Source organism: Pseudomonas sp. GL-RE-29 (assembly GCF_019947275.1).
Classification (GTDB): domain Bacteria; phylum Pseudomonadota; class Gammaproteobacteria; order Pseudomonadales; family Pseudomonadaceae; genus Aquipseudomonas; species Aquipseudomonas fluorescens_A.
The window spans coordinates 16,976-43,089 of sequence record NZ_JAGYGD010000016.1 but is presented as its reverse complement, the minus strand read 5'-3'; the positions used below and the strand labels follow the sequence as shown (position 1 = coordinate 43,089).

The following is a 26,114-nucleotide window of genomic DNA, read 5'->3' as shown; positions in this document are numbered from 1 at the left end:
CCTTCTTTTTCAAGCAGCTAGATCAGCGCTTCAAAGGTTTTAGCACGCCCGGATGATTTTGAACAGTCCGAGTTTTGACATCCTTCCACCCGTTAGGAAATGCCCTGTTCCAGGGCGCAGGAAGACATTCGCCAACACTCATCTCTTACCTACAAATAACCACCATCGTGCGCGTCAGATAGCCTGCCGGATTGAAACCAAAGGGAAATTCATCCTCATCTTTGGCATCATCAGACCTTGCTACGACCTTGTACCCGGACGCCTTACATTCCTTGGCTGCTCGCTTCTGGCACTTCTCCCACCCAGAGCCAATTCCTGAACAATCGATTTCAATACCACTGACACCACGCACCGCATGGGTCTTGGCATTAGTGCCACAACCCGCCAATGTCAGTATTGCTAAAGCGACAATGAGCTTGTTCATTCACCTCCTTATGCCAGGCACCCTGCCCAACCACCACTCACTTCAGATCTAAGACTAGCTACAAATAAACGATTGATCCGATTAAAGAAAGAGACAGCCTGGCGAAGCCTTTGGTTTCATCGGACAAGCACTGACGCTCGAACCACGCCTCCATCCCACTAAATTCCAGGCACAAAAAAGGGCGACCGAAGTCGCCCTTTTTCTATGGTCCGACAGAACTTAGTTCTGTTTTTCCATTTGTGCACGCAACAGGTCGCCCAGAGTGGTAGGACCAGCAGCGATGTCAGCAGCAGGCTTGTCTTTCAAGCTCTGGATTGCTTCTTTCTCTTCAGCATCGTCTTTCGACTTGATGGAGAGCTGGATTACACGGCTCTTGCGGTCAACGCTGATGATCTTGGCTTCTACTTCCTGGCCTTCTTTCAGAACGTTGCGCGCGTCTTCAACGCGGTCACGGCTGATTTCGGAGGCTTTCAGAGTCGCTTCGATATCGTCGGCCAGAGTGATGATGGCGCCTTTAGCGTCAACTTCTTTCACGATGCCTTTAACGATTGCGCCTTTGTCGTTCTCTTGAACGTACTCGGAGAACGGATCGCTTTCCAGTTGCTTGATACCCAGGGAGATGCGCTCGCGCTCTGGGTCAACCGACAGGATAACGGTGTCCAGCTCGTCGCCCTTCTTGAAGCGGCGTACGGCTTCTTCGCCCACTTCGTTCCAGGAGATGTCGGACAGGTGAACCAGACCGTCGATGCCGCCGTCCAGACCAATGAAGATACCGAAATCGGTGATCGACTTGATGGTGCCGGAGATTTTATCGCCCTTGTTGAACTGGCCAGAGAAATCTTCCCATGGGTTAGATTTGCACTGCTTGATGCCGAGGGAGATACGACGACGCTCTTCGTCGATGTCCAGAACCATAACTTCCACTTCGTCGCCGACTTGTACGACTTTCGAAGGGTGGATGTTCTTGTTGGTCCAGTCCATTTCGGAAACGTGTACCAGACCTTCAACGCCTTCTTCCAGCTCAGCGAAGCAGCCGTAGTCGGTCAGGTTGGTTACACGTGCGGTAACGCGAGTGCTTTCTGGGTAACGGGCTTTGATAGCAACCCATGGATCTTCGCCCAGTTGCTTCAGGCCCAGGGAAACACGATTGCGCTCGCGATCGTACTTCAGAACCTTGACATCGATCTCGTCGCCAACGTTGACGATTTCGGAAGGATGCTTGATACGCTTCCAGGCCATGTCGGTAATGTGCAGCAGGCCATCGACGCCACCCAGATCGACGAATGCGCCGTAATCGGTGAGGTTCTTGACGATACCTTTGACTTGTTGGCCTTCCTGCAGGGATTCCAGCAGAGCTTCGCGCTCGGCGGAGTTCTCGGCTTCCAGGACGCTACGACGGGAAACGACAACGTTGTTGCGCTTCTGGTCCAGCTTGATGACCTTGAATTCCAGCTCTTTGCCTTCCAGGTGCGTGGTGTCGCGCACTGGACGGACGTCAACCAGAGAACCTGGCAGGAACGCACGGATGCCGTTAACGTCGACAGTGAAGCCGCCTTTAACCTTACCGTTGATAACGCCCTTGACCACTTCTTCGGCTGCGAAGGCAGCTTCCAGAACAATCCAGCATTCAGCGCGCTTGGCTTTTTCACGGGACAGCTTGGTTTCGCCAAAGCCGTCTTCTACCGAGTCCAGAGCAACGTGAACTTCGTCACCGACATTGATAGTCAGATCGCCAGCGTCGTTGTAGAACTGCTCAAGCGGGATGAGTGCTTCAGACTTCAGGCCAGCGTGAACGGTTACCCAGCGAGCTTGGTAATCGATATCAACGATAACACCGGTGATGATGGAGCCTGCCTGAAGATTCAGGGTTTTTAGGCTTTCTTCAAAGAGTTCCGCAAAGCTTTCGCTCATTTTAATTCCTGTTGATGAGGGCGAAGAATACGCCCATCTCCACACCCCAGACGGTGTGGGTTAGTTTCATTTAGAAGAAGCACCCCAGGACTATGACTGGTCCCCTGCGGCCTTCTTGGTCACCCGGCGATATCGCGAATGGCGATCTCGCTCATGATGCGTTCCAACACCTGGTCGATGGACAATTCCGTGGAATCCAGCTGAATGGCGTCAGCCGCCGGCTTGAGCGGGGCTACCGCTCGCTGGGTGTCACGCTCATCGCGTGCACGTATCTCATCTAGCAGACTCGACAGACTAACACCATCGACTTTGCCCTTCAACTGCAAGTATCGACGGCGCGCACGCTCCTCGGCACTGGCAGTGAGGAAAATCTTCAGCGGCGCATCCGGAAAAACCACCGTACCCATGTCACGACCATCGGCTACCAGGCCCGGCGCTTCCTGGAACGCACGCTGGCGTTGCAGCAGCGCCTCGCGCACGGCGGGCAATGCAGCCACTTGGGAAGCGCCGGAGCCGACGCTTTCCGTACGGATGACATCGCTGACTTCGTCACCTTCCAGAATGATGCGTTGCAGCTGACCTTCGGTCGCCGCAATGAATTGCACATCCAGATGAGCGGCAAGTTTTTTCAGCAGCTCTTCATTGGTCAGGTCGACGCCATGGTTATGCGCAGCGAAAGCCAGCAAACGGTACAGCGCACCGGAATCCAGCAGATTCCAGCCAAGGCGCTTGGCCAGAATTCCGGCGACGGTGCCCTTACCGGAGCCGCTTGGCCCATCAATGGTGATGACCGGTGCAATGTTTTTCACGACTGAGCCTCTTGGGCGACGCGGATGCCGACCTGCGCGCACAGCGCGAGGAAGTTGGGGAACGACGTCGCGACGTTGGCGCAATCATGGATGCGGATCGGCGCAGTGGCGCGCAGCGAGGCAACACTGAAGGCCATGGAGATCCGGTGATCGCCGTGGCCGTGCACTTCGCCGCCACCGATCTGGCCGCCATCAATAATGATGCCGTCCGGTGTCGGTTCGCATTTGACGCCCAGCGCCAGCAAGCCATCAGCCATGACCTGAATACGGTCCGACTCTTTTACCCGCAGCTCTTCTGCGCCGCGCAGCACGGTACGCCCTTCGGCGCAGGCAGCGGCGACGAACAGCACCGGGAACTCGTCGATGGCCAGTGGAACCAGCTCCTCGGGAATCTCGATACCTTTGAGTTTAGCTGCACGTACGCGCAGGTCCGCTACCGGCTCGCCGCCCACTTCACGCTGGTTTTCCAGAGTGATGTCGGCACCCATCAGGCGCAGGATGTCGATCACGCCAGTACGGGTCGGGTTGATGCCGACGTGTTCAAGCACCAGCTCGGAGCCTTCAGCGATCGAAGCCGCCACCAGGAAGAACGCCGACGACGAGATATCGCCCGGTACTTCAATGTGGGTCGCGGTCAGCTTGCTGCCGGACTCGACGGATGCAGTTGCGCCATTGACGGTAACCGGGTAGCCGAAGCCGCGCAGCATGCGTTCGGTGTGGTCACGGGTCGGCGCAGGTTCGGTGACGGTGGTCTTGCCTTCGGCATACAGACCCGCCAGCAACAGGCAGGATTTAACCTGGGCACTGGCCATCGGCATGGTGTAAGTCAGGCCTTTGAGCTTGTTGCCACCGCGGATGACCATCGGTGGACGGCCTTCGGCGGCGGTTTCGATCACGGCGCCCATTTCACGCAGTGGATTGGCCACGCGATTCATCGGGCGCTTGGACAGCGAAGCGTCACCGGTCAGGGTGCTGTCGAAGTTCTGCGCAGCCAGCAGGCCGGACAGCAGACGCATCGAAGTACCGGAGTTGCCCAGATAGATCGGACCCGGCGCAGGCTTCAGACCATGCAGGCCGACGCCGTGAATGGTCACGCGACCATGGTGCGGACCTTCGATCACAACGCCCATGTCACGAAAGGCTTGCAAGGTCGCCAGGGCATCTTCGCCCTCGAGGAAACCTTCCACTTCGGTAACGCCTTCAGCCAGGGAGCCGAGCATGATCGAACGGTGGGAAATCGATTTGTCACCTGGTACGCGAATCCGACCGGACAGGCGGCCACCAGGTTGAGCCAGGAAAATCAGATCGTTGGAATTCATAGCGTCCACATAGGCCCGACGGGCCAGGATTTTACTGAAATGCTCGCGGGCAACCCGGGCGCGAGTGAAAACGCCCAACAATTGGTGCCCATCCCCTGCATCGACCGCGTCGCGCAAGGCGTCGAGGTCGCTGCGAAATGTATCGAGTGTGCGCAGGACAGCTTCGCGGTTGGCGAGGAAGATGTCGTGCCACATGACCGGGTCGCTTCCAGCGATTCTTGTGAAATCGCGGAAACCGCCCGCAGCGTAACGGAAGATCTCAAGATTTTCATTGCGCTTGGCCAACGAGTCGACCAAACCGAATGCCAGCAAGTGCGGCAGATGGCTCGTCGCCGCCAGCACTTCGTCGTGACGTTCGACCTGCATGTGCTCGACATCGGCGCCCAATTCACACCACAACCGGTCGACCACTGCCAAGGCTGCCGGATCGGTTTGATCCAGTGGCGTCAAAATCACTTTATGGCGACGGAACAGTTCGGCATTGGAGGCTTCCACCCCGCTCTGCTCGGAACCGGCAATCGGGTGACCCGGCACGAAACGTGGCGGCATGCCGCCAAACGCTTCGGTGGCCGCGCGCACCACGTTGCCCTTGGCGCTGCCGACGTCGGTCAAAATCGCCTGCCCAAGATCCATGCCGGCCAATCGACCCAGCATTTTTTCCATGGCAAGGATCGGGATAGCGAGCTGAATCACGTCGGCACCCTGGCAAGCTGCCGCCAGGTCTTCTTCGCAGCGATCCACTACACCCAATTCAACTGCCAGTTTGCGCGACTGCGGATCGAGATCAACGCCGACCACTTCGCGGCACAAGCCACTTTCACGCAAACCCTTGGCGAACGAACCACCGATCAACCCCAGACCAACCACCACCAGGCGCCCGATCATAGGTTCAGCAGATTGCAGTGCAGTGACATCAACCACGAGCCAGAACCTTGGTCAGCGCCTCAAGGAAGCGACTGTTTTCCGCGGGCAAACCGATGGTGATACGCAGATGGTTCGGCATGCCGTAGTTGGCCACCGGACGCACGATCACGCCTTCGCGCAGCAAGCCCTGGAACACCGGAGCCGCAACCTGACCGAGATCGACGCAGATAAAGTTGCCTTTGGAAGGAATCCAGATCAGCCCCAGCTCGCGGAAACCCGCTTCCAGTTGCTGCATGCCCGCCTCGTTCAGGCGACGGCTTTCCGCCAGGTAATCGGCGTCTTGCAACGCAGCGCAAGCAGCGGCCAAGGCCAGGCTGTTGACGTTGAACGGTTGACGCACGCGGTTCAGCACATCAGCGACTACTGCGGTGGACAAGCCGTAACCGACCCGCAACGCCGCCAAGCCATAGGCCTTGGAGAACGTGCGCGATACCAGCAGGTTCGGATAAGCCGCGAGGAAATCCAGACCATCCGGCAGGTCGCTGCCTTCGGCGTATTCGATGTAGGCCTCGTCCAGCACGACCAGCACGTGTTCCGGCACGTCCTGGAGGAATTCGTCCAGCGCCTCGGTATCGAACCAGGTCCCGGTCGGGTTGTTCGGGTTGGCGATGAACACCACGCGGGTGTCGGCATCGATCGCCGCCAGCATGGCTGGCAGGTCGTGACCCCAGTTCTTCGCCGGAATCACTTTTGCCGTGGCGCCAACGGCCTGGGTCACGATCGGATAGACCGCAAACGCATGCTCACTGAACACCGCATTCAAGCCTGGAGCCAGGTACGCGCGGGCAACCAGCTCCAGAATGTCGTTGGAGCCATTGCCCAGCGTCACCTGATTCAGCTCGACGCGGCATTGCTCAGCCAACAGGGACTTGAGCGCAAAGCCGTTGCCGTCCGGATAACGGGTCAGCTCGGCCAATGCATCGCGGATGGCTGCCAGCGCCTTGGGGCTGGCGCCCAGCGGGTTTTCGTTGCTCGCCAGCTTGACGATGCTGGCCGGATCGAGATTCAGCTCACGCGCCAGTTCGTCCACGGGTTTGCCCGGAACATAAGGCGAAAGTTGTTGCACGCCCGGCTGTGCCAGGGCGAGGAAATTGCCACTCATTTGCTACCGCCCCTTAGAGAACTGCTTTCGGGTAGGAACCCAGCACTTTGAGTGCTACTGCTTCCTGACTGATCTTTTCCAGCACACCTTTTACCAGCGGATCGCGGTGGTGGCCGACAAAGTCGATGAAGAACACGTAGGTCCATTTGCCGCTGCGCGACGGACGGGTCTCGATGCGCGTCAGATCGATGCCGTTATCATGGAACGGCACCAGCAACTCGTGAAGTGCACCGGGCTTGTTGCTCATGGAGACAATGATCGAAGTCTTGTCGTCGCCGGTCGGCGGTACTTCCTGGTTGCCGATCATGAGGAAGCGCGTGGAGTTGTCCGGGCGATCCTCGATCTTCTCGGCCAGTCGGGTCAGGCCATACAGGCCGGCCGCCATGTCGCCGGCAATCGCCGCCGAGTTCCACTCGCCTTTTACCCGCTTGGCCGCTTCGGCGTTGCTGGAAACCGCCACGCGCTCGACGTTCGGGTAATGGGCGTCCAGCCACTTGCGGCACTGGGCCAGGGACTGGGCGTGGGAATAGATGCGGCTGATGCTGTCGGTCTTGGTGTTTTCACCGACCAACAGGTGATGGTGGATACGCAGCTCGACTTCACCGCAGATCACCATGTCGTGTTCGAGGAAGCTGTCGAGGGTGTGGTTGACCGCGCCTTCGGTGGAGTTCTCCACCGGAACCACGCCAAAGTTCACTGCACCCGCCGCCACTTCACGGAACACTTCATCGATCGCCGCCATCGGCTTGCTGATCACGGCGTGGCCGAAGTGCTTCATGGCCGCCGCTTGCGTGAACGTACCCTCAGGACCGAGGTACGCCACTTTCAGCGGCTGCTCAAGGGCGAGGCACGAGGACATGATTTCACGAAACAGCCGCGCCATCTCTTCGTTGCCCAGCGGCCCCTGATTGCGCTCCATGACACGCTTGAGCACCTGAGCTTCACGCTCAGGACGATAGAACACCGGCACTTCGCCTTCGGCCAGCGAAGCCATCTTTACTCGCGCGACTTCCTGGGCGCAACGCGCACGCTCACTGATCAGCTCAAGGACTTTAGTGTCCAGAGCATCAATGCGAACGCGCAGTGCCTTGAGTTCTTGCTCAGACATTAGCCGTGTTCCTTCTCGAACTCTGCCATGTACGAGATCAGTGCGTTGACCGCAACGATGTCGACGGCGTTATAGATGGAGGCGCGCATGCCGCCCACGGAACGGTGACCCTTGAGGTTCAGCAGGCCGCGCTCGTCGGCGCCCGCCAGGAACGGCTTGTCCAGACGATCGTCAGCGAGACGGAACGGCACGTTCATCCACGAGCGGTCCGACTTGTTGATCGGGTTGCTGTAGAGGCCGCTGGCGTCGATGAAATCGTACAGTGTGCGCTGCTTCACTTCATTGAGCTTGCCAATGGCTTCGACACCGCCCTGCTCTTTCAGCCACTCGAACACCAGGCCGGACAGGTACCAGGCCAGGGTTGGCGGCGTGTTGTACATCGAGCCGTTATCGGCCGCGACTTTGTAGTTGAGCATGGTCGGGCACAGGGAACGGGCGTGACCCAGAAGGTCTTCGCGGACGATGTTGACCACGATGCCGCTCGGGCCGATGTTCTTCTGGGCGCCGGCGTAAATCATGCCGAAACGCGAGACATCCACTGGGCGCGAGAGAATGTCCGAGGACATGTCAGCCACCAGCGGCACATCACCGGTTTCCGGGATCCACTGGAATTCCAGGCCGCCGATGGTTTCGTTCGGCGCGTAGTGAACGTAGGCCGCGTCTTTCGACAGCTTCCATTCGTTCTGGCCGGGAATGGCGAAATAGTCGTAAGGCTTGGCGGTGGCGGCAACGTTGACGTGGCCGTAGCGCGAAGCTTCTTCGATGGCTTTCTGCGACCAGATACCGGTGTCGATATAGTCGGCCGAGCCGTTTTCGGGCAACAGGTTCAGAGGAATCTGAGCAAATTGCTGGCTCGCGCCACCTTGCAGAAACAGCACTTTATAGTTCGAGGGGATATTCAGCAGATCACGCAGATCCTGCTCTGCCTTGGTGGCGATGGACACGAACTCATCACTGCGATGGCTCATTTCCATGACCGAAAGGCCCTTGCCGTGCCAATCAAGCAGTTCGCCCTGGGCGCGTTTCAGGACAGCTTCAGGAAGCGCCGCAGGACCGGCACAGAAGTTATAGGCTCTCTTGCTCACATCCAATCTCGCTCTGATTTGGTGGTATCACAATAAATCTTTGAATCCGTGAAACTGAAACTCATGAATCGCTCGACCTGTAGGAGCTGTCGAGCTCCAGCGAGGCTGCGATCTTTTGATCTTCACCCGAAGAAGCAAGATCAAAAGATCGCAGCCTTCGGCAGCTCCTACACAAACAATTCATGCGGGACAAACAACAAGGGGGCGAATTTTCATCCGCCCCCTGTTTGTCCGCTTACTCTTGTGGCTCTTCGTCAGCGGCGGCGTCGAGTTGCTGATCGTCAACGACGTCGTCGATCACGACCTCACCGTCGAACTCTACACTCTCTTCACCTTCAAGCTCTTCGCCCTCGACTTCCGAAGGCTCCTGAACCCGCTCAAGGCCGACCAGGGTTTCATCCTTGGCCAGTTTGATCAGGGTCACGCCCTGGGTGTTACGACCCAGGCTGGAGACTTCGTCGACACGAGTACGCACCAGGGTGCCCTGGTCGGAAATCAACATGATTTCCTCACCATCAAGCACCTGGACCGCGCCGACCAGACGGCCGTTACGCTCGTTGCTGACCATGGCGATAACGCCCTGACCGCCCCGCTTGTACTCAGGGAACTCGGTGATCGCCGTACGCTTGCCGTAGCCACGCTCGGAAGCAGTGAGGATCTCGCTGCCTTCTTCCGGGATCAGCATGGAAATCAGCTTCTGGCCTTCCGGCAGACGCATGCCGCGCACACCGCGAGCGGTACGGCCCATGGCGCGAACGTCGGATTCCTTGAAGCGCGTCACTTTGCCGCCGTCGGAGAACAGCATGACTTCACGCTCGCCATCGGTGATGGCCGCGCTGATCAATACGTCGCCTTCGTCCAGCTCCAGCGCGATCAAACCGACGCTGCGTTGACGGCTGAAGGATTCCAGCGGGGTCTTCTTCACGGTGCCTTTGGCAGTCGCCATGAAGATGAAGTGACCTTCGGTGTATTCCTCGACCGGCAGCATGGTGGTGATGTATTCATCACTGTCCAGCGGCAGCAGGTTGACCAGCGGACGACCACGGGCAGCGCGGGACGCTTCCGGGATTTCGTAGGTTTTCAGCCAGTACACCTTGCCCTTGCTGGAGAACAGCAGCAGCGTGGTGTGACTGTTGGCAACCAGCAGGTGAGCGATGTAGTCCTCATCCTTGACGCCGGTCGCCGACTTGCCTTTACCGCCACGACGCTGGGCCTGGTACGCAGCCAGAGGCTGGGTCTTGGCGTAGCCACCGTGGGAAATGGTCACGACGCGCTCTTCTTCCGGGATCATGTCACCCAGGGTCAGGTCGAGACGGGCATCGAGAATCTCGGTGCGACGCACATCGCCGTATTCGGCGCGGATCACTTCCAGCTCTTCGCGGATCACTTCCATCAGGCGCGTGGCGCTGTTGAGGATGCGGATCAGCTCGCCGATCTGGTTGAGGATCTCTTGATACTCGGCCAGCAGTTTTTCGTGTTCCAGACCGGTCAGGCGGTGCAGACGCAGTTCCAGAATGGCTTGCGCCTGCTCTGGCGACAGGAAGTACTTGCCTTCGCGCAGACCGTATTGCGGATCGAGGTTTTCCGGACGGCACGAATCGGCGCCGGCACGCTCGACCATTGCCACCACGGCGGAGGATTCCCAAGGCGTGCTGACCAGCGCTTCCTTGGCTTCCGACGGGGTTGGCGAGGCCTTGATCAGGGCGATGACCGGGTCGATGTTCGACAGGGCTACCGCTTGACCTTCAAGGATGTGACCACGCTCGCGCGCCTTGCGCAGTTCGAACACGGTACGGCGGGTAACGACTTCGCGGCGGTGACGGACGAAGGCTTCCAGCAGGTCCTTGAGGTTCAGGATCCGTGGACGGCCGTCGATCAGCGCGACGATGTTGATACCGAACACCGCTTGCAGCTGGGTCTGGGCGTAGAGGTTGTTGAGGATCACCTCAGGCACTTCGCCACGACGCAGCTCGATCACGACGCGCATACCGTCCTTGTCGGACTCATCGCGCAGTTCGGTGATGCCTTCGAGCTTCTTCTCTTTAACCAGCTCGGCGATCTTCTCGATCAGACGCGCCTTGTTCAGCTGGTAAGGGAGTTCGGTGATGACGATCTGCTGACGGCCACCGACCTTGTCGATGTCTTCGATCATCGAGCGGGCGCGCATGTAAATGCGCCCGCGACCGGTGCGGTAGGCTTCGATGATGCCGGCGCGACCGTTGATGATCGCGGCGGTCGGGAAGTCCGGACCAGGAATGTATTGCATCAGCTCGTCGACGGTCAGCTCGGGGTTGTCGATGAGCGCCAGGCAACCGTCGATGACTTCACCGAGGTTGTGCGGCGGAATGTTGGTTGCCATGCCCACGGCGATACCGCTGGAGCCGTTGACCAACAGGTTGGGAATACGGGTCGGCATAACCGCCGGGATCATTTCGGTGCCGTCGTAGTTCGGCACCCAGTCCACGGTTTCTTTATGCAGGTCAGCCAGCAGCTCGTGCGCCAGCTTGGTCATGCGCACTTCGGTGTATCGCATGGCCGCGGCGTTGTCGCCGTCCACCGAACCGAAGTTGCCCTGGCCATCTACCAGCAGGTAGCGCAGGGAGAATGGCTGCGCCATCCGAACGATGGTGTCGTACACCGCGGTATCACCGTGCGGGTGATACTTACCGATCACGTCACCGACAACACGGGCAGATTTCTTGTACGGCTTGTTGAAGTCGTTGCCCAGCTCGCTCATCGCGAACAGCACGCGCCGGTGCACGGGCTTCAAGCCATCGCGCGCATCCGGCAGTGCCCGCCCGACAATTACGCTCATCGCGTAGTCGAGGTAGGACTGCTTCAGCTCGTCTTCGATATTGACCGGGAGGATTTCTTTGGCCAGTTCGCCCATGAGAAGCCTGATTCCTTTTTCTGGTGAAACTTCGTCACATCCATATGGGACGAACGAAGCTCGCCGCTGCAGGCTGAGTGCCATGCACCGACTTACGACAAATCAACGAGTTATGCCATGGATCTGCGCAGTAAAGGTCGCCCCTTGGGGCAACCTTGGAAACCGCCGGATGTTATCACAAGAGCCGCCACGCACCTATCCCCCAGATGCGCATGGAGCATAGTTAGTTGACCGGTGACAGGCTTGACGGGGATCTGAGAGGCTCAGAGCCTGATTGATTGAAGAATTTCAGACTGAATTGGGCTTATTCATCGCTTTGTAGGACCTCATCGCGGGCAAGCCCGCTCCCACAGGGTCCTGCTGCGCTAACAAAACTTGTGGGAGCGGGCATGCCCGCGATGGCAATTCGGCAGAAACCGAAAATCAATGCAGGCGCTTACGGCACATCAATTGCGCCATTTTTGCGGTATCCGGGCGTTCGACGATGCCTTTTTCGGTGACGATCGCATCGATCAAGTCGGCCGGGGTTACGTCGAACACCGGGTTGAACGCTTCGACATCCGCCCCGACCCGCTTGCCACCCACTTCCAGCAACTCGCGACCATCACGCTCTTCAATCGGAATGTCGTCGCCACTGGCCAGGTTCATGTCGATGGTCGAACTCGGCGCCACCACCATGAAACGCACGCCGTGATGCATGGCGTTGACCGCCAGTTGATAGGTGCCGATCTTGTTGGCCACATCGCCATTGGCAGTGATCCGGTCTGCGCCGACGATGACCCAGGTCGGCCCTTTGGTCTTCATGATATGCGCCGCGGCAGAATCGACGTTAAGGGTGACGGGAATGCCTTCGTTGGCCAGCTCCCACGCAGTCAGGCGCGAGCCCTGCAGCCACGGGCGGGTTTCGTCGACATAAACACGCTCGACCATGCCTTCGATGAATGCGCCACGAATCACCCCCAGCGCCGTGCCAAACCCACCAGTGGCCAGTGCGCCAGTGTTGCAGTGGGTTAGGATCGCCTGGGCGTTGCCCTGGTGCTTGCGGATCAGATCCACACCCAGTTGTGCCATGGTCAGGTTGGCTTCGCGATCACTTTCATGTATGGCGATGGCCTCGGCTTCCAGCGCTGCCAGCGGATCGGCATTTTCTTTCAGTCGATCGAGCCGGTCGTGCATGCGACCCAGCGCCCAGAACAGATTGACTGCAGTGGGACGGGAATCGGCAAGCAGCATGAAATCCTCTTCCAGCGCCGCGTACCAGTCACCACCTTCGGCCAGACGGGCTCGGGCCGCCAGCACGATGCCATAGGCCGCACTGATCCCGATCGCCGGCGCACCGCGCACTACCATCGAGCGAATGGCCTCGGCCACGCCAGCCGCGCTGGTGTAGGCGATCCAGGTTTCCTCGAACGGCAAAATACGCTGATCCAGCAGGTACAGGGCGCCATCACGCCAATCGATGGCCTTCACTTTCTCCGCAGCCAACAGTCGATCGCGCATCCCACACCCCGCACTCATGAACAAAAGCCGCCGATTATAGCGATCCCCCCGCGAAGACGCTCGGGTATACTTCGCCATCCTTTACAAAAGCACTGGAACCCACCCTCGATGCCGAACACTGCCGCTGCGCTCGACCTGTTATTGCTGCCAACCTGGCTGGTACCCGTCGAACCCGCTGGCGTTGTCCTCAAGGATCATGCCCTGGGCATCCGCGACGGGCGCATCGCATTCATCGGCCCACGTGCCGCCGCCCTGAAGCTTAACGCAACCGAAGTCCGTGAACTGCCGGACATGCTGCTCAGCCCTGGCCTGATCAACGCCCATGGGCATGCGGCGATGACGCTGTTCCGTGGCCTGGCCGATGACTTGCCGCTGATGACCTGGCTGGAAAACCACATCTGGCCAGCCGAAGCAAAGTGGGTCGATGAAGTTTTCGTCCGCGACGGCACCGATCTGGCCATTGCCGAACAGATCAAAGGTGGCATCACCTGCTTCTCTGACATGTATTTCTTCCCGAAGGTTGCCAGCGAGCGCGTACACAACAGCGGTATTCGCGCGCAGATCGCGATCCCGATCCTCGATTTCCCGATTCCGGGTGCCGCCACGGCGGACGAAGCCATTCGTCAGGGCGTGGAATTGTTTGGCGATCTCAAGCACCACGAACGCATCAAAGTCACCTTCGGTCCCCACGCACCCTATACCGTGGGCGATGAAAACCTGGAAAAAATCCGGGTGATCGCCGAAGAACTGGACGCGTCGATCCACATGCACGTGCACGAAACCGCCTTTGAAGTGCAGCAGTCGGTCGAACAACGCGGCGAGCGCCCGTTGGCCCGACTCGCGCGTCTCGGCATGCTGGGGCCGCGTTTCCAGGCCGTTCATATGACCCAGATCAGCGAGGAAGACCTGGCGCTGCTGGTAGAAAGCAACACCAATGTGATTCATTGCCCGGAGTCGAACCTGAAGCTGGCCAGTGGTTTCTGCCCGGTGGAGCGCCTGTGGCAGGCCGGCGTGAATGTCGCCGTCGGCACCGATGGCGCCGCCAGCAATAATGACCTGGACCTGCTCGGCGAAACTCGCACCGCCGCCCTGCTAGCCAAAGCGGTTGCGGGCTCGGCCACCGCGCTGGATGCCCATCGCGCCCTGCGCATGGCCACCCTCAATGGCGCCCGTGCGTTCGGAATCGAAGCAGAGGTTGGCTCGCTGGAAGTCGGCAAAGCGGCCGACATCGTGGCATTCGATCTCTCCGGCCTGGCTCAGCAACCGGTCTACGACCCGGTTTCGCAGCTTATCTACGCCACCGGTCGAGACTGCGTAAAACACCTCTGGGTCGCCGGTAAACAATTGCTCGACGATCGGCGCCTGACGCGCCTGGATGAAGAACAACTGGTCACCACCGCCAAGGCCTGGGGCCAACGCATCAGCGGCCGCACTGAATAGTGAGTCCCCCGGACTCACCGCCGGGGCAACAGGATTTTTCAAGTTTTAGAGGACTGAACATGAGCAACGTCGACTACGCCGAAATCGCCAAATTCGAAGCCCTGGCCCATCGTTGGTGGGACCGCGAAAGCGAGTTCAAACCGCTGCACGACATCAACCCGCTGCGGGTCAACTGGATTGACGAACGGGTCAACCTGGCCGGCAAGAAAGTCCTCGACGTCGGTTGCGGCGGCGGCATTCTCAGCGAAGCCATGGCCCAACGCGGCGCGACCGTAACCGGCATCGACATGGGCGAAGCGCCGCTGGCGGTCGCGCAGTTGCATCAGCTGGAATCCGGAGTCAACGTCGAATACCGGCAGATCACCGCCGAAGCCCTGGCCGAAGAAATGCCCGAGCAGTTCGACGTGGTCACCTGCCTTGAAATGCTCGAACACGTACCGGACCCGTCCTCGGTAATCCGCGCCTGCTTCAAAATGGTCAAGCCGGGCGGCCAGGTGTTCTTCTCCACCATCAACCGCAATCCGAAGGCGTACCTGTTCGCCATCGTCGGCGCCGAATACATCATGAAGTTGTTGCCGCGCGGCACTCACGACTTCAAGAAATTCATCCGTCCTTCCGAACTCGGTGCCTGGAGCCGCATGGCCGGCCTGACCGTCAAGGACATCATCGGCCTGACCTACAACCCGCTGACCAAGCATTACAAACTGGCGGCCGATGTGGACGTCAACTACATGATCCAGACCCTGCGCGAGGAGTAAGCCGATGCGTATCAGAGCAGTTCTTTTCGACATGGACGGCACCCTGCTCGACACCGCGCCGGACTTCATTGCGATCTGTCAGGCGATGCGTGCCGAGCGCGGCTTGCCGCCGATCAACGACAAACACATTCGCGACGAGATCTCCGGCGGCGCCAAGGCGATGGTCGCGGCGACCTTCTCCATGGACCCGGAATCGCCGGGGTTCGAGGAACTGCGCCTGGAGTTCCTGGAGCGCTACCTCGTCGGCTGTGCGGTGCACAGCAAGCTGTTCGACGGCATGGCTGAGTTGCTCGCCGACATCGAGAAGGCCAACCTGATCTGGGGCGTGGTCACCAACAAACCGCTGCGCTTCGCCGAGCCGATCATGCAGCAGCTGGGACTGGCCGAGCGTTCGGCGCTGCTGATCTGCCCGGATCACGTGAAGAACAGCAAACCGGACCCGGAGCCTTTGATTCTCGCCTGCAAGATGCTCGACCTCGACCCGGCCAGCGTGCTGTTCGTGGGCGATGACTTGCGCGATATCGAATCGGGTCGCGATGCCGGGACCAAGACTGCGGCGGTGACTTTCGGCTACATCCACCCGGATGACAACCCGCGGCACTGGGGTGCGGATGTGGTGGTCGATCATCCGCTGGAGTTGCGCAAGGTGCTCGATAGCGCGCTCTGCAGCTGCTGATCACGACGGCGCTTTTGTGGCGAGGGAGCTTGCTCCCGCTGGGCTGCGAAGCGGCCCCTCTCTGACAGGCATACCGCATTTGCAGGTTTCACGATTGCTTCGCAATCGAGCGGGAGCAAGCTCCCTCGCCACAAGTGCGATGCCTGACTACTGAATTGTTGTGAGGTTTTTATGTTTGATTATTCCGCACGCCCCGATCTGCTCAAGGACCGGGTCATCCTGGTCACCGGTGCCGGCCGTGGCATCGGTGCTGCCGCCGCAAAAACCTACGCCGCCCACGGTGCCACCGTGCTGTTACTGAGTAAGACCGAAGCCAACCTGACCCAGGTCTACGACGAAATCGAAGCCGCCGGCCACCCGCAACCGGCCGTGATCCCGTTCAACCTCGAAACCGCCCTGCCCCATCAATATGATGAGCTGGCGGCGATGATCGAAACCGAATTCGGCCATCTCGACGGCTTGCTGCACAACGCCTCGATCATCGGTCCGCGCACACCGATCGAGCAGTTGTCTGGCGAAAACTTCATGCGCGTGATGCAAGTCAACGTCAACGCCATGTTCATGCTCACCAGCACCCTGTTGCCACTGCTCAAGTTGTCCCAGGACGCCTCGGTTGTATTCACGTCGAGTAGCGTGGGCCGCAAGGGTCGTGCGTATTGGGGCGCGTATGGCGTCTCCAAATTCGCCACCGAAGGCCTGATGCAAACCCTGGCCGACGAAGTCGAGACCGTGGCACCGGTGCGCTCCAACAGCATCAACCCGGGGGCGACTCGCACCAGCATGCGCGCCCAGGCGTATCCGGGTGAAAACCCGCTGAACAACCCGACGCCAGAGGAAATCATGCCGGTCTACCTGTATCTGATGGGCCCGGACAGCACCGGTATTAACGGGCAGGCGTTCAACGCGCAATAATACCGTGCGTCGCTTATGTGCCGCGCCGACGTCCCGTCGCGGCGCATAAGGCGCCCAAGGTTCTCAGCCAGATAACGTCGCAAGAATTCGCCCGCCACTTCCAGAAGTCGCCAACCTACTGATTTAAAACAATTTTATTTAAATTGAATCGTTTGGCATGACTTTCGCTCTACATGCATTCAGAACATGCAGGGCGAAAGCAGCGGCGACAGGAATGAACTGGGCAGTTACAAAACTTGTACAAAGCAGATTAAACTTGTACGAAATGTCCTACGGGACTGACGGATCAGTACGACGCGCTGCCCAAAGCCGCTCTCACCCAGCTTGTAAGACAGCTTACTGCTCAAGGGCGCACGCCATATGAAATCACCTCCCCAGACCAACGCAATTGATTTCGATAGCGCCAAATTGCAACGCCTGGGCTTTGGTCAGCAGCAACCCACTCTGGAAAGGCCGATCAGTCTCGCGCAATTGCGCCAGCAACTCAGCATGCAACTGCAAACCAGCCTCGAGCCACAACGCATACTCGGTTTGTTCTACCGCGAAGTTCAACGACTTGTTCCCCTCGACGCCTTGAGTTACCAGCACAAGAGCAGCGACTTACGCCTGGAATTCGGCCACCGCGGTCACCACTCGATCAGCTACAGCCTCAGCCATGAAGGCGAACATCTGGGCGAATTGGTGTTCCGCCGCAACCAACCTTTCAGCGAGCAAGAACAGGGCTACCTCGAATCACTGCTGGCCTCGCTGCTGTACCCGATGCGCAACACCCTGCTCTACCGCGTCGCCACCCAAAGCGCATTGCGCGACCCGCTGACCGACACCGGCAACCGCATCGCCATGGACCAGACGCTGACGCGGGAAATCGAACTGTCACGGCGTCATCTGCAACCCTTGTCGCTGCTGATGCTGGACATCGATCATTTCAAGCAGATCAACGACACCCACGGACACAGTGCCGGCGACGACGTTCTCAAGGCTGTTGCCGCCTCGATCAAAAACCAGTTGCGTAATGTGGATATGGTGTTTCGCTTTGGTGGCGAAGAGTTTTTGATCCTGCTGTCCAACACCAGCCGGGAAGCAGCGGCCCTCGTCGGTGAGCGACTGCGGAATGCGGCGCAAACCGAGGAATATGTTGCGGATGGTCGCTCGATCGAGCTGACCGTGAGCCTGGGCTGTTCAACGCTTCTGCCAGGCGAGTCTGCTGAGAGTTTGTTGCGACGGGCCGACAATGCGTTGTATGTCGCCAAGCGCGAGGGGCGAAACCGGTTGGCGATGGCCGGCTGAATATCTGGCGATGCCGCATAACCAATGTGTGCGAGCCTGCTCGCGATAGCGATTCATCATTCAACGTTGATGTTGTCTGACGCTCCGCTTTCGCGAGCAAGCTCGCTCCCACAGTTTTATTGCGTGTAACTCAGATTAACCTTCAGCCAGTGCCAACCGCTCGCGGGCTACCGGCGTTCTGTCCGCGTGTTCCAGCTGCATGCAGCGCTCCAGGAACAGGAACATGTAGTCATAGCTTTTGCACACCGCCGAACGCAACTCGTCCTGCAAAGACTTGCTCGGATTCATCCCCGCCAGGGTGCAGATGATTTCCAGCGCTTCCCATGGATGGGCGTCGTCGTACTGGGCGTGCATCTTCAGCCACTTCATCGCGCGTTTGCGATCCTCTTCCGGGAACGCTGCGGCATATACGCCACTGGAGCAAACCAGCGCCGACCATTCTCCGGTCGCACCTTCGATGGCGTAGTTGGTGGCAGCAATGGCCACGATCAGCGAATCCGCCGAACTGGTGTGCCAGCACCAATGGCTCAAGGCGTGAAGCTCAGGGGCTACCTGTTGCGCTTGCAGATCTTCCAGGGTGACGCCATGAGCTCGGCTCCAGTTCACCCAGTAATCGGCGTGGTTCAATTCGACACGAATGTTGCGCATCAGCCAGCGACGCGCCATGTCTTCGCCAGGGTGCCGGGCAAAACGGGTCTTGGTCAGGTTTTGTGCCATGTATAACGCGAACTGTTCGACTACCGGCCAGCCACCGATGAGGTAGTGGCGCATAGTCTTTGCACTGAGCTTGTTGTCACGCATGCGCTGATACAGTTCGTGTTCGACAACCCGGCGCTTACTCTCGCTGCAATCCTGGATCAGGCGCTGGGCCCATGCGGGATAACTTGCGGCTTCCATGAGTGGTCCGGTTCGGTTGAATGTGTCGATCACTGTCGGGCTCCTTTTGATTGTGATTGTTTTGGATCAGCGAGAGATTTCAACGGAAAGTGCCAGGCGCCTTGAACAACAAAGGTTGAGGCCTGGCAGGACGACTTTGCAAACTATCGCAGGTAAACAGTTGCGGGCGTTCAATAACATACCCTTGAGCGTAATCCACCCCGATCTCCAGCAATGCCTGCTCGATCTGGGGCGTCTCGACAAACTCGGCAATCGTACGCTTACCCATGACATGACCGATGTGATTAATCACCTCGACCATGGCGCGGTTAATCGGGTCGTCCAGCATATCCTTTACGAAACTCCCGTCGATCTTCAGGAAGTCTACAGGCAAATGTTTCAGGTAAGCGAATGAGGACATACCGGCGCAAAAGTCGTCCAGTGAAAAGTGACAACCTAAGCCTTTGAGCTCATTGATAAATCTAATTGCGCTGCCCAGATTGGAAATTGCACTGGTTTCAGTGATTTCAAAACAAATCATTTCAGCCGGGATTGAATAAGTAACGAATTGTTCACGCAAGAAGTCAAGAAACGCCTCATCGCCAATGGTCGTGCCTGACAGATTAATCGCACACATGGCCAGCGGGCCCTTGTGCCTCTCTGCGCGGCATTGGGCAATAATCTTGAAAACATTCTGCACGACCCAACGATCAAGCGAGGTCATCAGGCCATAACGTTCGGCGGCCGGAATAAAGCTGTCGGGCAAGATCATTCGGCCGGCTTCGTCATGCAGGCGCAACAGGATTTCGATATGCCCGCTGCCCGGATCGGTATGACCCAGCGGCGCGATCTCCTGGGCGTACAGACAGAAGCGGTCCTCTTCCAGCGCCATGTGCAAGCGTTGCACCCAGGCCATTTCACCGAAGCGCAGGGACAGTTCCGAATCGTCAGGGTGGTAGACCTGCACCCGGTTGCGACCTTTTTCCTTGGCCATGTAGCAAGCCATGTCAGCAGCGCGCAACGAGGCTTCGAGGGTGGTCGGATTATGGGCGACATGCACCAGCCCGATGCTGACGGTGGTCACGAAAGGACGCCCTTTCCAGACAAAATGCAGGTTCTGCACGGTTTGGCGCAGGCTCTCGGCAATTTTCTCCGCGGAATCAACGGTGCAGTTTTCCAGCAGGATGCCGAATTCGTCGCCACCGAGCCGGGCCAGCGTATCGCTCTCACGCAAACCGGATTGCAACAGCGCGCAAATATGCCGCAGCAACTCGTCACCCGCCGCATGGCCGCAGGTATCGTTGACCAGTTTGAACTGATCAAGATCGAGGAACATCAAGGCATGACGCCCCGACTGCCGCGTCAGGGTATGCAGCGCCTGCTCCAGGCGATATTCGAACTCGCGGCGATTGGCGAGCCCGGTCAAGGCGTCGTGAGTTGCTTGCCAGGACAGATTGGCAATGTATTGCCGCTCCTGAGTCATGTCGTGCAACACCAGCACGGTGCCGCTGACTTTGCCGGCATTGCGGATCGGCGCGCCGACCAGCGTCACCGATACGGTGCTGCCGTCCAGACGCTGAATCAGTTTCGAATGTTCGCTGCCACCGCTGAGCTGGCCACTCAGAATGCGCTCGATCAAGGTAAAACCGTCGGACTGCGCGTTCTCATCCAGCAGATTGAACAACGCTGCCAGCGGCAATCCCGTCGCCTGCTCGGCCTTCCAGTGGGTCAATGCTTCAGCGGCCGGATTCATGTAGGCGATGGCGCCTTCGACATCCGTGGTGATTACCCCATCGCCAATCGATTGCAAAGTGATCTGTGCCCGGTCTTTCTCCAACTGCAAGGCGTCAGCAAAGGCATGGCGTTGTTTGAGCAGTTTATGGGTGCGCATCAGGGCTAATGCGATCAAGCCCAAGGCGGTGGCGATGTTCGTCACCAGCAGCAGGCGAAGAATGACCCGCGAGCCTTCGCCCAAGGCATCACTAAAGGCTTTCGCCGCCGGTGTCACCTCATCGTTGATCGCAAAGATCTGCGACTTCCAGCGCCGGATATCCAAGTCGGAAGCCGGGGTGGCGGTGATGTGCTGATGCATGTCCTGCGCAACGTCATCAAGCTTGACCAGATACGCGTCACCCACTGTCCAGAGATCGATGGCCTTTTCGAGGTAACTGAAATGGCGGAAATTGAGGTACAGCCAGATCAGGCTGGAAACGTCATCCGGGTGGTTGCCGCCCTTGAGAATCGCCAGTCGTGCCGCCTCGATGTTCGGCGGCTGATGATCCAGCGCCACGCGCAACTCGTGACCGCCCTGAGGCACGGCGATGGCCGTCTGGTACTTCTGAAAAATGGCTTCGTCGCGGTTATCCGCGTAGAGATTGAGGTAATAGATGGCGTCTTTCTGGCCCTTGGACCAGAGGCTTTCGCCGGCGACATAGCCGCGAACCGCCGACAGTACGTAGAGGCTGACTCCGCCCAACAGGGCCTGAAACACCACAACGGCAATGAATGGCCAGACGATGCCCAATAGCCGAGGCGTTCCGAGTGTCCGCGTTTGATTCATGAGGTCCCTTGCATTAGCACTACTTGATCGTCTTCCGGACGAAATCGCTACAGCTAGACTAGGAGGCGTTCGCATTCCCGGCAAGTGTCAAGCCGGCGCTATTCAGGCACAGCATACTGGAGGTGAACGAGAAACAAACGCTTACAGAGATCAGTGCTGTTGTAAATGCCCATACAACTTGGCGTACAAACCACCCTCGGCAATCAACTGCTGATGGTCGCCATCCTCGGCAATTTGCCCACCATCGAACACCAGCACCCGATCGGCCTGCTTCACGGCAGAAAGTCGGTGGGCAATGATCAACGTGGTGCGGTTGCTCAGGAACCGCGCCATTGCCTGATGCAGGTTGTATTCGGTGGCGGCGTCGAGCGCTGAAGTGGCCTCATCGAGAATCACCACCTTCGGTTCGGCCAAAACCATCCGTGCAATCGCCAGGCGTTGCCGCTGCCCGCCGGACAAGCGCACGCCGGAACGTCCGACGACACTGTCCAGGCCGTTGGGCAACTCGCGAATGGTGGCGTGCAGCTGGGCGATTTCCAGTGCTTGCCAGCAAGCCTCGTCGCTGCGTTCGCGGCCCATGGTCAGGTTGGCACGCACGGTGTCGTTGAACAGCGCCGGATGCTGCAGGACCACGGCGACGTTTTCCCGCACGGTCTCCAGACCGATCTCTTGTTGGGTCGAACCACCAAAGCGAATGGTCCCGGCCAGTGGCGTGTACAGGCCCAGTAGCAATTGCACCAGCGTGCTCTTGCCGCCACCGCTGGCACCGACGATCGCAACTTTTTCACCGGGGGCGATGGACAGATCCATCTGGTTCAACACCAGTTCATCGCCGTAGCCGAAACTCAGGCCCTGAACCTCGATACCCACGGTCTCGCGGCCAGTGAACGGGTCGACACCCTTCGGATATTCCGGCTCATCGGCGCGGGACAACAACTCGTTGATTCGCGACAGCGCACCGCCGGCGGCGTAGTACGCGTACTGCAAGTTCAGCAGTTGCTCCACCGGACCGATCATGAACCACAGGTAGCTGAACACCGCGAGCATCTGGCCGATGGACAGGTCGGAAAACAGCACGGTGAGCATGGCGGCGGCACGGAAAATATCGATGCCGAACTGGAACAGCAAACCACTGGCCCGGTTCGAGGCGTCGGTTTTCCACTGCGAACTTACTGCGTAATCGCGTACTTCCCTGGCGCGCAGACCCAAACGGCCGAGGAAAAAGCCCTGGCGGTTACCGGCGCGAACTTCCTGGATGGCATCGAGGGTTTCGGTCAACGCCTGGGTGAAGCGCGAGGTGCTGTCGTTCTCGAGTTTCTTCAGGTGTTTGACCCGCTTGCCCAACTGCACCGTGGCGTAGATCACCAGTGGGTTGAACAGCAGAATCAGCAGCGCCAGCTTCCAGTGCATCCACATCAGAATGCCCGCCGTGCCGACCAGCGTCAGCATGGCCACGAGGAAACGGCTGAGGGTTTCGCCGACGAATTTGTCCAGGGTGTCGAGGTCGGTTACCAGGTGAGTGGTTACCGTGCCGCTGCCCAGACTTTCGTACTCCCCCAGCGAAATGCGCTTGAGCCGTTCGATCAGGCGCATGCGAATGCGGTATACGATGTCCTTGGCCAGCGCCGCAAACAATCGCGCCTGCACCACGTTGAACAGTAAGGCAGCACAGCGCAGGGCCAGGGTCACCAGCAGCATCAGGCCGATGTATCCCGCTGCTTTCTGCCAGACATCCGGCAGTGCGTGGTTCATGATTTTCAGGGCGACGTCGCCATGGCCCAGCAGCACTTCGTCCACCAGCAACGGCAACAGCAAAGGAATCGGGACGCTGCACAGGGTGGCCAGCACGGCCACGCCGTTGGCGATCCACAGGGATTTCTTGTGATGAAGGGCCAGACGACGGATTTCTGCCCAGCTTAATCGGTCGACACGCTTGGCAACGGGGGTGTCGTCAGGCAGATCATGCACAGGCAGCGCGCTCCAGCCAGCGGCCGAGCAGCGGTGACAGCACACTGAGCGGTTGATAGCCATTGGTCAGCAGCGCCAATTGACCATTTCGCTCAGCCAGCAAGGTAGGGAAACCGGCAATACCCAGGTCCTGAACCCAAGTGAAATCGGCAGCTGTCGCCGCGTGAGTATCGGCGCGGTCAAACGCGGCGGCGAACTCGATGCGCGGCAGGCCTGCGCGCTCCGCCAACTCCACCAACACGCTGGCATGGGTCACGTCGCGCCCTTCGGCATAAAACGCATGCTGGATCAGCCCGAGCAGTTTCCACGCACAATCCGGCGCCAGGCCGCGTGCCGTCACCAGCGCGCGGCAGGCGGGTTCGGTGTCGTAGACAAATCCATCAGGCAAGGCACCTTCGCGTTTGAACGGTTGGCCCGTGGCCTCGTTGACCGCTTGCCAGTGCTCAAGGATGTAGCGCCGGGTGGTCGGTTCAAGCGCCGAGCCACTGCCGGTGCGCAAACCGCCCACCACCAGATGTACGTCCACGCCCGCGGCCGCTGCCTGCTCGACCAATGCGTTTGCAACCGGGGCAAAGCCCCAGCACCAGGAGCACATCGGATCCATCACATAGAGCAGGCGGCGCGCAGACATGGTTCAGGCCTCGGAGGATGCTTGCTTGTAGTTGTAGCCGATCGGGTGCGGCATGTTGCGAGCCTTGGCCAGTTCGATCTGCTTTTGCCGATCGATGGCACTGCGACGGGTTTTCTCGCTCAGTTTGTCCCAGCAATGCGGGCAACTGATACCGGCCACGTAATGTTCGGATGCACGGTCTTCGATGCTGACCGGCGTACGGCAGGCATGACATTGATCGTAGTCACCTTCGCTCAGGTCATGGCGCACCGTCACGCGGTTATCGAACACGAAGCAGTCGCCCTGCCACTTGGTTTCTTCCTGCGGCACCTCTTCGAGGTACTTCAGAATGCCGCCCTTGAGGTGGTAGACCTCACCGTAGCCTTCGCTGAGCATGAAGCTCGAAGCCTTTTCGCAACGAATGCCGCCGGTGCAGAACATCGCGACCTTCTTGTGCACGGCCGGGTCGAAGTTGGCTTTGATGTAGTCGGGAAATTCGCGAAAACTGGTGGTTTTCGGATCGATCGCGCCTTCGAAGGTACCGATCGACACTTCGTAGTCGTTGCGGGTGTCGATCAACAGCACTTCCGGATCGCTGATCAGTGCGTTCCAGTCCTGCGGATCCACGTAGGTGCCGACCTTTTTGTTCGGGTCCACGCCTTCAACGCCAAGGGTGACGATTTCTTTCTTGAGTTTGACTTTGGTGCGGTAGAACGGCTGCTCGTCGCAGTACGACTCTTTGTGATCGATGTCGTCCATGCGTGGGTCGTTCTTCAGCCAGGCCATCAGCCCGTCGATGCCTTCGCGGCTGCCGGACACGGTGCCGTTGATGCCTTCTTCGGCGATCAGCAGGGTGCCTTTGATGCCGTTGTCGACCATGGCCTTGAGCAGTGGCTCGCGCAGGTCAACGTAATCTTCCAGGGTGACGAACTTATACAGTGCCGCCACGACAATCTGTTGTGTCATGGGTAAATCTCCAGGTGGCTACCCTCGTAAGGGGTGAACCGGATGCGAAAAAAAACGCGCCGGGTGAGCGGCGCGTTGCGTAGTCTAACAAAAATAAAGCCAACCCTGTAGGAGCCGGCTTGCCGGCTCCTACAGGTGGTGATCTTAGTGCTTGCTGCCACCGGCACAAGTCGGCGAAGCCGGAGCCGCGTCGATCTGTGCCCATTCCTCTGGCGTGTAGGTGTGCAGCGCCAACGCATGGAACTCGCCCATCAGCTCGCCGAGTGTGCCGTAGACTTTCTGGTGGCGCTTGACCCGGTTCAGGCCTTCGAACTGCTCACTGACAACCACAGCCTTGTAGTGGGTCTGCAACCCGCGACTGTGCATGTGGCTTTCATCCAGCACCTGAAGATGCTGGGGCTGAAGCAGGCCCAGGGTCGATTCGATGCGTTGTTGCATGGTCATACTGAACTCCGCTTAAGGCTTTTTCTTGGCTGGAGCGGCGGCGCCTTTCGGGTCCAGCTCGGCAGTCATGTCAGCCAGCAGTTTGTTGACCACAGGTACCGCGCTTTCCAGTTTGGCTTGCGTCATCTGGGCCGATTGCTGGGTCAGCTGTGGCATTTTTTCCAGGACTTTCTTGCCCAGTGGCGACTGGTAGAAAGCAACCAGGTCCTTGAGCTCGGACTCAGTGAAGTTGGTGGTGTAGAGCTTGACCATGTCCGGTTTCAGCTTGTTCCAGCCAATGGCCTGGTCCAGGGCGGCGTTAGCCTTGGCCTGGTAGGTTTCCAGTACGGCTTTTTTCGATTCCGGGGCTTTGGTTTGCTGGAAGCGCTGAGCGAACATCTGCTGCACTTGCATGTACACCGGAGTGCCCAATTTGTCAGCATGCGCCAGGGTCAGGAAAGCCTCGGCACTGGCGTTGTGGCTGGCGGTATCGGCAAAAACCTGGCCGCTGGCGCAAACCAGTGCAACCGCGGTACAGATGGCGCGAAGACGAGTCATCGAGTTTC

Annotated in this window: 21 protein-coding genes; 5 read left to right on the top strand and 16 right to left on the bottom strand. The window is 58.9% G+C overall.

From position 1 onward, the window contains the following. Positions 1-145 precede the first annotated feature (145 nt). The 9 genes from KGB21_RS14955 to mtnA all read right to left on the bottom strand — a co-directional run bounded on the left by KGB21_RS14955 (position 146) and on the right by mtnA (position 13,072). Positions 146-424: a hypothetical protein gene (locus tag KGB21_RS14955; protein ID WP_223505533.1), complete on the bottom strand. Its 279-nt coding sequence runs from the start codon at positions 422-424 to the stop codon at positions 146-148. Positions 425-643: 219 nt separating this feature from the next. Beyond that, positions 644-2,335, bottom strand: a complete 1,692-nt coding sequence (gene rpsA / locus KGB21_RS14950) for a 30S ribosomal protein S1 (RefSeq protein ID WP_034151020.1) — start codon at positions 2,333-2,335, stop codon at positions 644-646. A gap of 119 nt (positions 2,336-2,454) precedes the next feature. Next, positions 2,455-3,144: a (d)CMP kinase gene (cmk, locus tag KGB21_RS14945; protein ID WP_034151021.1), complete on the bottom strand. Its 690-nt coding sequence runs from the start codon at positions 3,142-3,144 to the stop codon at positions 2,455-2,457. Further along, on the bottom strand, positions 3,141-5,348 hold the full coding sequence (locus KGB21_RS14940) for a bifunctional prephenate dehydrogenase/3-phosphoshikimate 1-carboxyvinyltransferase (protein ID WP_263386225.1): 2,208 nt from the start codon (positions 5,346-5,348) through the stop codon (positions 3,141-3,143). The genes cmk and KGB21_RS14940 overlap by 4 nt, the downstream gene beginning before the upstream one ends. A gap of 28 nt (positions 5,349-5,376) precedes the next feature. Continuing rightward, the gene (gene hisC, locus KGB21_RS14935) at positions 5,377-6,489 is read right to left on the bottom strand and encodes a histidinol-phosphate transaminase (protein WP_223505531.1); all 1,113 of its coding nucleotides are present in this window, start codon (positions 6,487-6,489) and stop codon (positions 5,377-5,379) included. A 13-nt stretch (positions 6,490-6,502) separates the two neighbouring features. Next, on the bottom strand, positions 6,503-7,597 hold the full coding sequence (pheA, locus tag KGB21_RS14930; RefSeq protein WP_027620100.1) for a prephenate dehydratase: 1,095 nt from the start codon (positions 7,595-7,597) through the stop codon (positions 6,503-6,505). Continuing rightward, entirely contained in the window at positions 7,597-8,682 is a 1,086-nt protein-coding gene (gene serC, locus KGB21_RS14925; RefSeq protein ID WP_034151023.1) for a 3-phosphoserine/phosphohydroxythreonine transaminase, read from the bottom strand. The genes pheA and serC overlap by 1 nt, the downstream gene beginning before the upstream one ends. Positions 8,683-8,917: 235 nt before the next feature. Then, the gene (gyrA, locus tag KGB21_RS14920; protein ID WP_223505530.1) at positions 8,918-11,572 is read right to left on the bottom strand and encodes a DNA gyrase subunit A; all 2,655 of its coding nucleotides are present in this window, start codon (positions 11,570-11,572) and stop codon (positions 8,918-8,920) included. A 423-nt stretch (positions 11,573-11,995) separates the two neighbouring features. Further along, a complete protein-coding gene (mtnA, locus tag KGB21_RS14915) occupies positions 11,996-13,072 on the bottom strand; it encodes an S-methyl-5-thioribose-1-phosphate isomerase (RefSeq protein ID WP_223505529.1) in 1,077 nt (358 codons plus the stop codon). Positions 13,073-13,180: 108 nt separating this feature from the next. Between mtnA and KGB21_RS14910 the strand changes: the two genes are divergently transcribed. From KGB21_RS14910 to KGB21_RS14890, 5 genes are all read left to right on the top strand, one after another. Further along, positions 13,181-14,512 carry a TRZ/ATZ family hydrolase gene (locus KGB21_RS14910; RefSeq protein ID WP_223505528.1) on the top strand — a complete coding sequence of 444 codons (1,332 nt, stop codon included), beginning with the start codon at positions 13,181-13,183 and terminating at the stop codon, positions 14,510-14,512. Between the two features lie 59 nt (positions 14,513-14,571). Continuing rightward, positions 14,572-15,270, top strand: coding sequence for a bifunctional 2-polyprenyl-6-hydroxyphenol methylase/3-demethylubiquinol 3-O-methyltransferase UbiG (gene ubiG, locus KGB21_RS14905; RefSeq protein WP_223505527.1), 699 nt, complete (start codon positions 14,572-14,574; stop codon positions 15,268-15,270). A gap of 4 nt (positions 15,271-15,274) precedes the next feature. Beyond that, positions 15,275-15,946 (top strand): N-acetylmuramic acid 6-phosphate phosphatase MupP, encoded by a 672-nt coding sequence (gene mupP / locus KGB21_RS14900; RefSeq protein WP_034151028.1) that lies wholly within the window; start codon positions 15,275-15,277, stop codon positions 15,944-15,946. Between the two features lie 171 nt (positions 15,947-16,117). Further along, positions 16,118-16,858, top strand: a complete 741-nt coding sequence (locus KGB21_RS14895) for a YciK family oxidoreductase (RefSeq protein WP_223505526.1) — start codon at positions 16,118-16,120, stop codon at positions 16,856-16,858. 360 nt (positions 16,859-17,218) lie between these two features. Next, positions 17,219-18,145, top strand: a complete 927-nt coding sequence (locus KGB21_RS14890) for a GGDEF domain-containing protein (RefSeq protein ID WP_034151030.1) — start codon at positions 17,219-17,221, stop codon at positions 18,143-18,145. A gap of 135 nt (positions 18,146-18,280) precedes the next feature. Here KGB21_RS14890 and KGB21_RS14885 read toward each other — a convergent pair whose 3' ends face one another. The 7 genes from KGB21_RS14885 to KGB21_RS14855 form a co-directional block, all read right to left on the bottom strand. Further along, positions 18,281-19,042 (bottom strand): iron-containing redox enzyme family protein, encoded by a 762-nt coding sequence (locus KGB21_RS14885; RefSeq protein ID WP_263386221.1) that lies wholly within the window; start codon positions 19,040-19,042, stop codon positions 18,281-18,283. Between the two features lie 79 nt (positions 19,043-19,121). Continuing rightward, positions 19,122-21,581, bottom strand: a complete 2,460-nt coding sequence (locus KGB21_RS14880; protein ID WP_223505525.1) for an EAL domain-containing protein — start codon at positions 21,579-21,581, stop codon at positions 19,122-19,124. A 150-nt stretch (positions 21,582-21,731) separates the two neighbouring features. Next, positions 21,732-23,549: an ABC transporter ATP-binding protein gene (locus KGB21_RS14875; protein ID WP_223505524.1), complete on the bottom strand. Its 1,818-nt coding sequence runs from the start codon at positions 23,547-23,549 to the stop codon at positions 21,732-21,734. After that, a complete protein-coding gene (locus KGB21_RS14870) occupies positions 23,542-24,144 on the bottom strand; it encodes a DsbA family protein (RefSeq protein WP_223505592.1) in 603 nt (200 codons plus the stop codon). Before KGB21_RS14870 ends, KGB21_RS14875 begins: the two co-directional genes overlap by 8 nt. Positions 24,145-24,183: 39 nt before the next feature. After that, positions 24,184-25,125 carry a rhodanese-related sulfurtransferase gene (locus KGB21_RS14865; protein ID WP_223505523.1) on the bottom strand — a complete coding sequence of 314 codons (942 nt, stop codon included), beginning with the start codon at positions 25,123-25,125 and terminating at the stop codon, positions 24,184-24,186. Between the two features lie 144 nt (positions 25,126-25,269). Beyond that, entirely contained in the window at positions 25,270-25,569 is a 300-nt protein-coding gene (locus KGB21_RS14860; RefSeq protein ID WP_034151036.1) for a BolA family protein, read from the bottom strand. 12 nt (positions 25,570-25,581) lie between these two features. Next, positions 25,582-26,106, bottom strand: coding sequence for a DUF2059 domain-containing protein (locus tag KGB21_RS14855; protein ID WP_034151037.1), 525 nt, complete (start codon positions 26,104-26,106; stop codon positions 25,582-25,584). Positions 26,107-26,114 lie beyond the last annotated feature (8 nt).

Coding starts and splice junctions, on each gene's coding strand:
- ubiG (WP_223505527.1), top strand. CDS start 14,572: ATGAGCAACGTCGACTACGCCGAAATCGCCAAATTCGAAGCCCTGGCC.
- KGB21_RS14855 (WP_034151037.1), bottom strand. CDS start 26,106: ATGACTCGTCTTCGCGCCATCTGTACCGCGGTTGCACTGGTTTGCGCC.
- KGB21_RS14870 (WP_223505592.1), bottom strand. CDS start 24,144: ATGTGCTCCTGGTGCTGGGGCTTTGCCCCGGTTGCAAACGCATTGGTC.
- KGB21_RS14940 (WP_263386225.1), bottom strand. CDS start 5,348: ATGATCGGGCGCCTGGTGGTGGTTGGTCTGGGGTTGATCGGTGGTTCG.
- KGB21_RS14880 (WP_223505525.1), bottom strand. CDS start 21,581: ATGAATCAAACGCGGACACTCGGAACGCCTCGGCTATTGGGCATCGTC.
- pheA (WP_027620100.1), bottom strand. CDS start 7,597: ATGTCTGAGCAAGAACTCAAGGCACTGCGCGTTCGCATTGATGCTCTG.
- gyrA (WP_223505530.1), bottom strand. CDS start 11,572: ATGGGCGAACTGGCCAAAGAAATCCTCCCGGTCAATATCGAAGACGAG.
- KGB21_RS14910 (WP_223505528.1), top strand. CDS start 13,181: ATGCCGAACACTGCCGCTGCGCTCGACCTGTTATTGCTGCCAACCTGG.
- KGB21_RS14955 (WP_223505533.1), bottom strand. CDS start 424: ATGAACAAGCTCATTGTCGCTTTAGCAATACTGACATTGGCGGGTTGT.
- KGB21_RS14885 (WP_263386221.1), bottom strand. CDS start 19,042: ATGGAAGCCGCAAGTTATCCCGCATGGGCCCAGCGCCTGATCCAGGAT.
- hisC (WP_223505531.1), bottom strand. CDS start 6,489: ATGAGTGGCAATTTCCTCGCCCTGGCACAGCCGGGCGTGCAACAACTT.
- KGB21_RS14895 (WP_223505526.1), top strand. CDS start 16,118: ATGTTTGATTATTCCGCACGCCCCGATCTGCTCAAGGACCGGGTCATC.
- rpsA (WP_034151020.1), bottom strand. CDS start 2,335: ATGAGCGAAAGCTTTGCGGAACTCTTTGAAGAAAGCCTAAAAACCCTG.
- KGB21_RS14865 (WP_223505523.1), bottom strand. CDS start 25,125: ATGACACAACAGATTGTCGTGGCGGCACTGTATAAGTTCGTCACCCTG.
- KGB21_RS14890 (WP_034151030.1), top strand. CDS start 17,219: ATGAAATCACCTCCCCAGACCAACGCAATTGATTTCGATAGCGCCAAA.
- KGB21_RS14860 (WP_034151036.1), bottom strand. CDS start 25,569: ATGACCATGCAACAACGCATCGAATCGACCCTGGGCCTGCTTCAGCCC.
- mupP (WP_034151028.1), top strand. CDS start 15,275: ATGCGTATCAGAGCAGTTCTTTTCGACATGGACGGCACCCTGCTCGAC.
- mtnA (WP_223505529.1), bottom strand. CDS start 13,072: ATGCGCGATCGACTGTTGGCTGCGGAGAAAGTGAAGGCCATCGATTGG.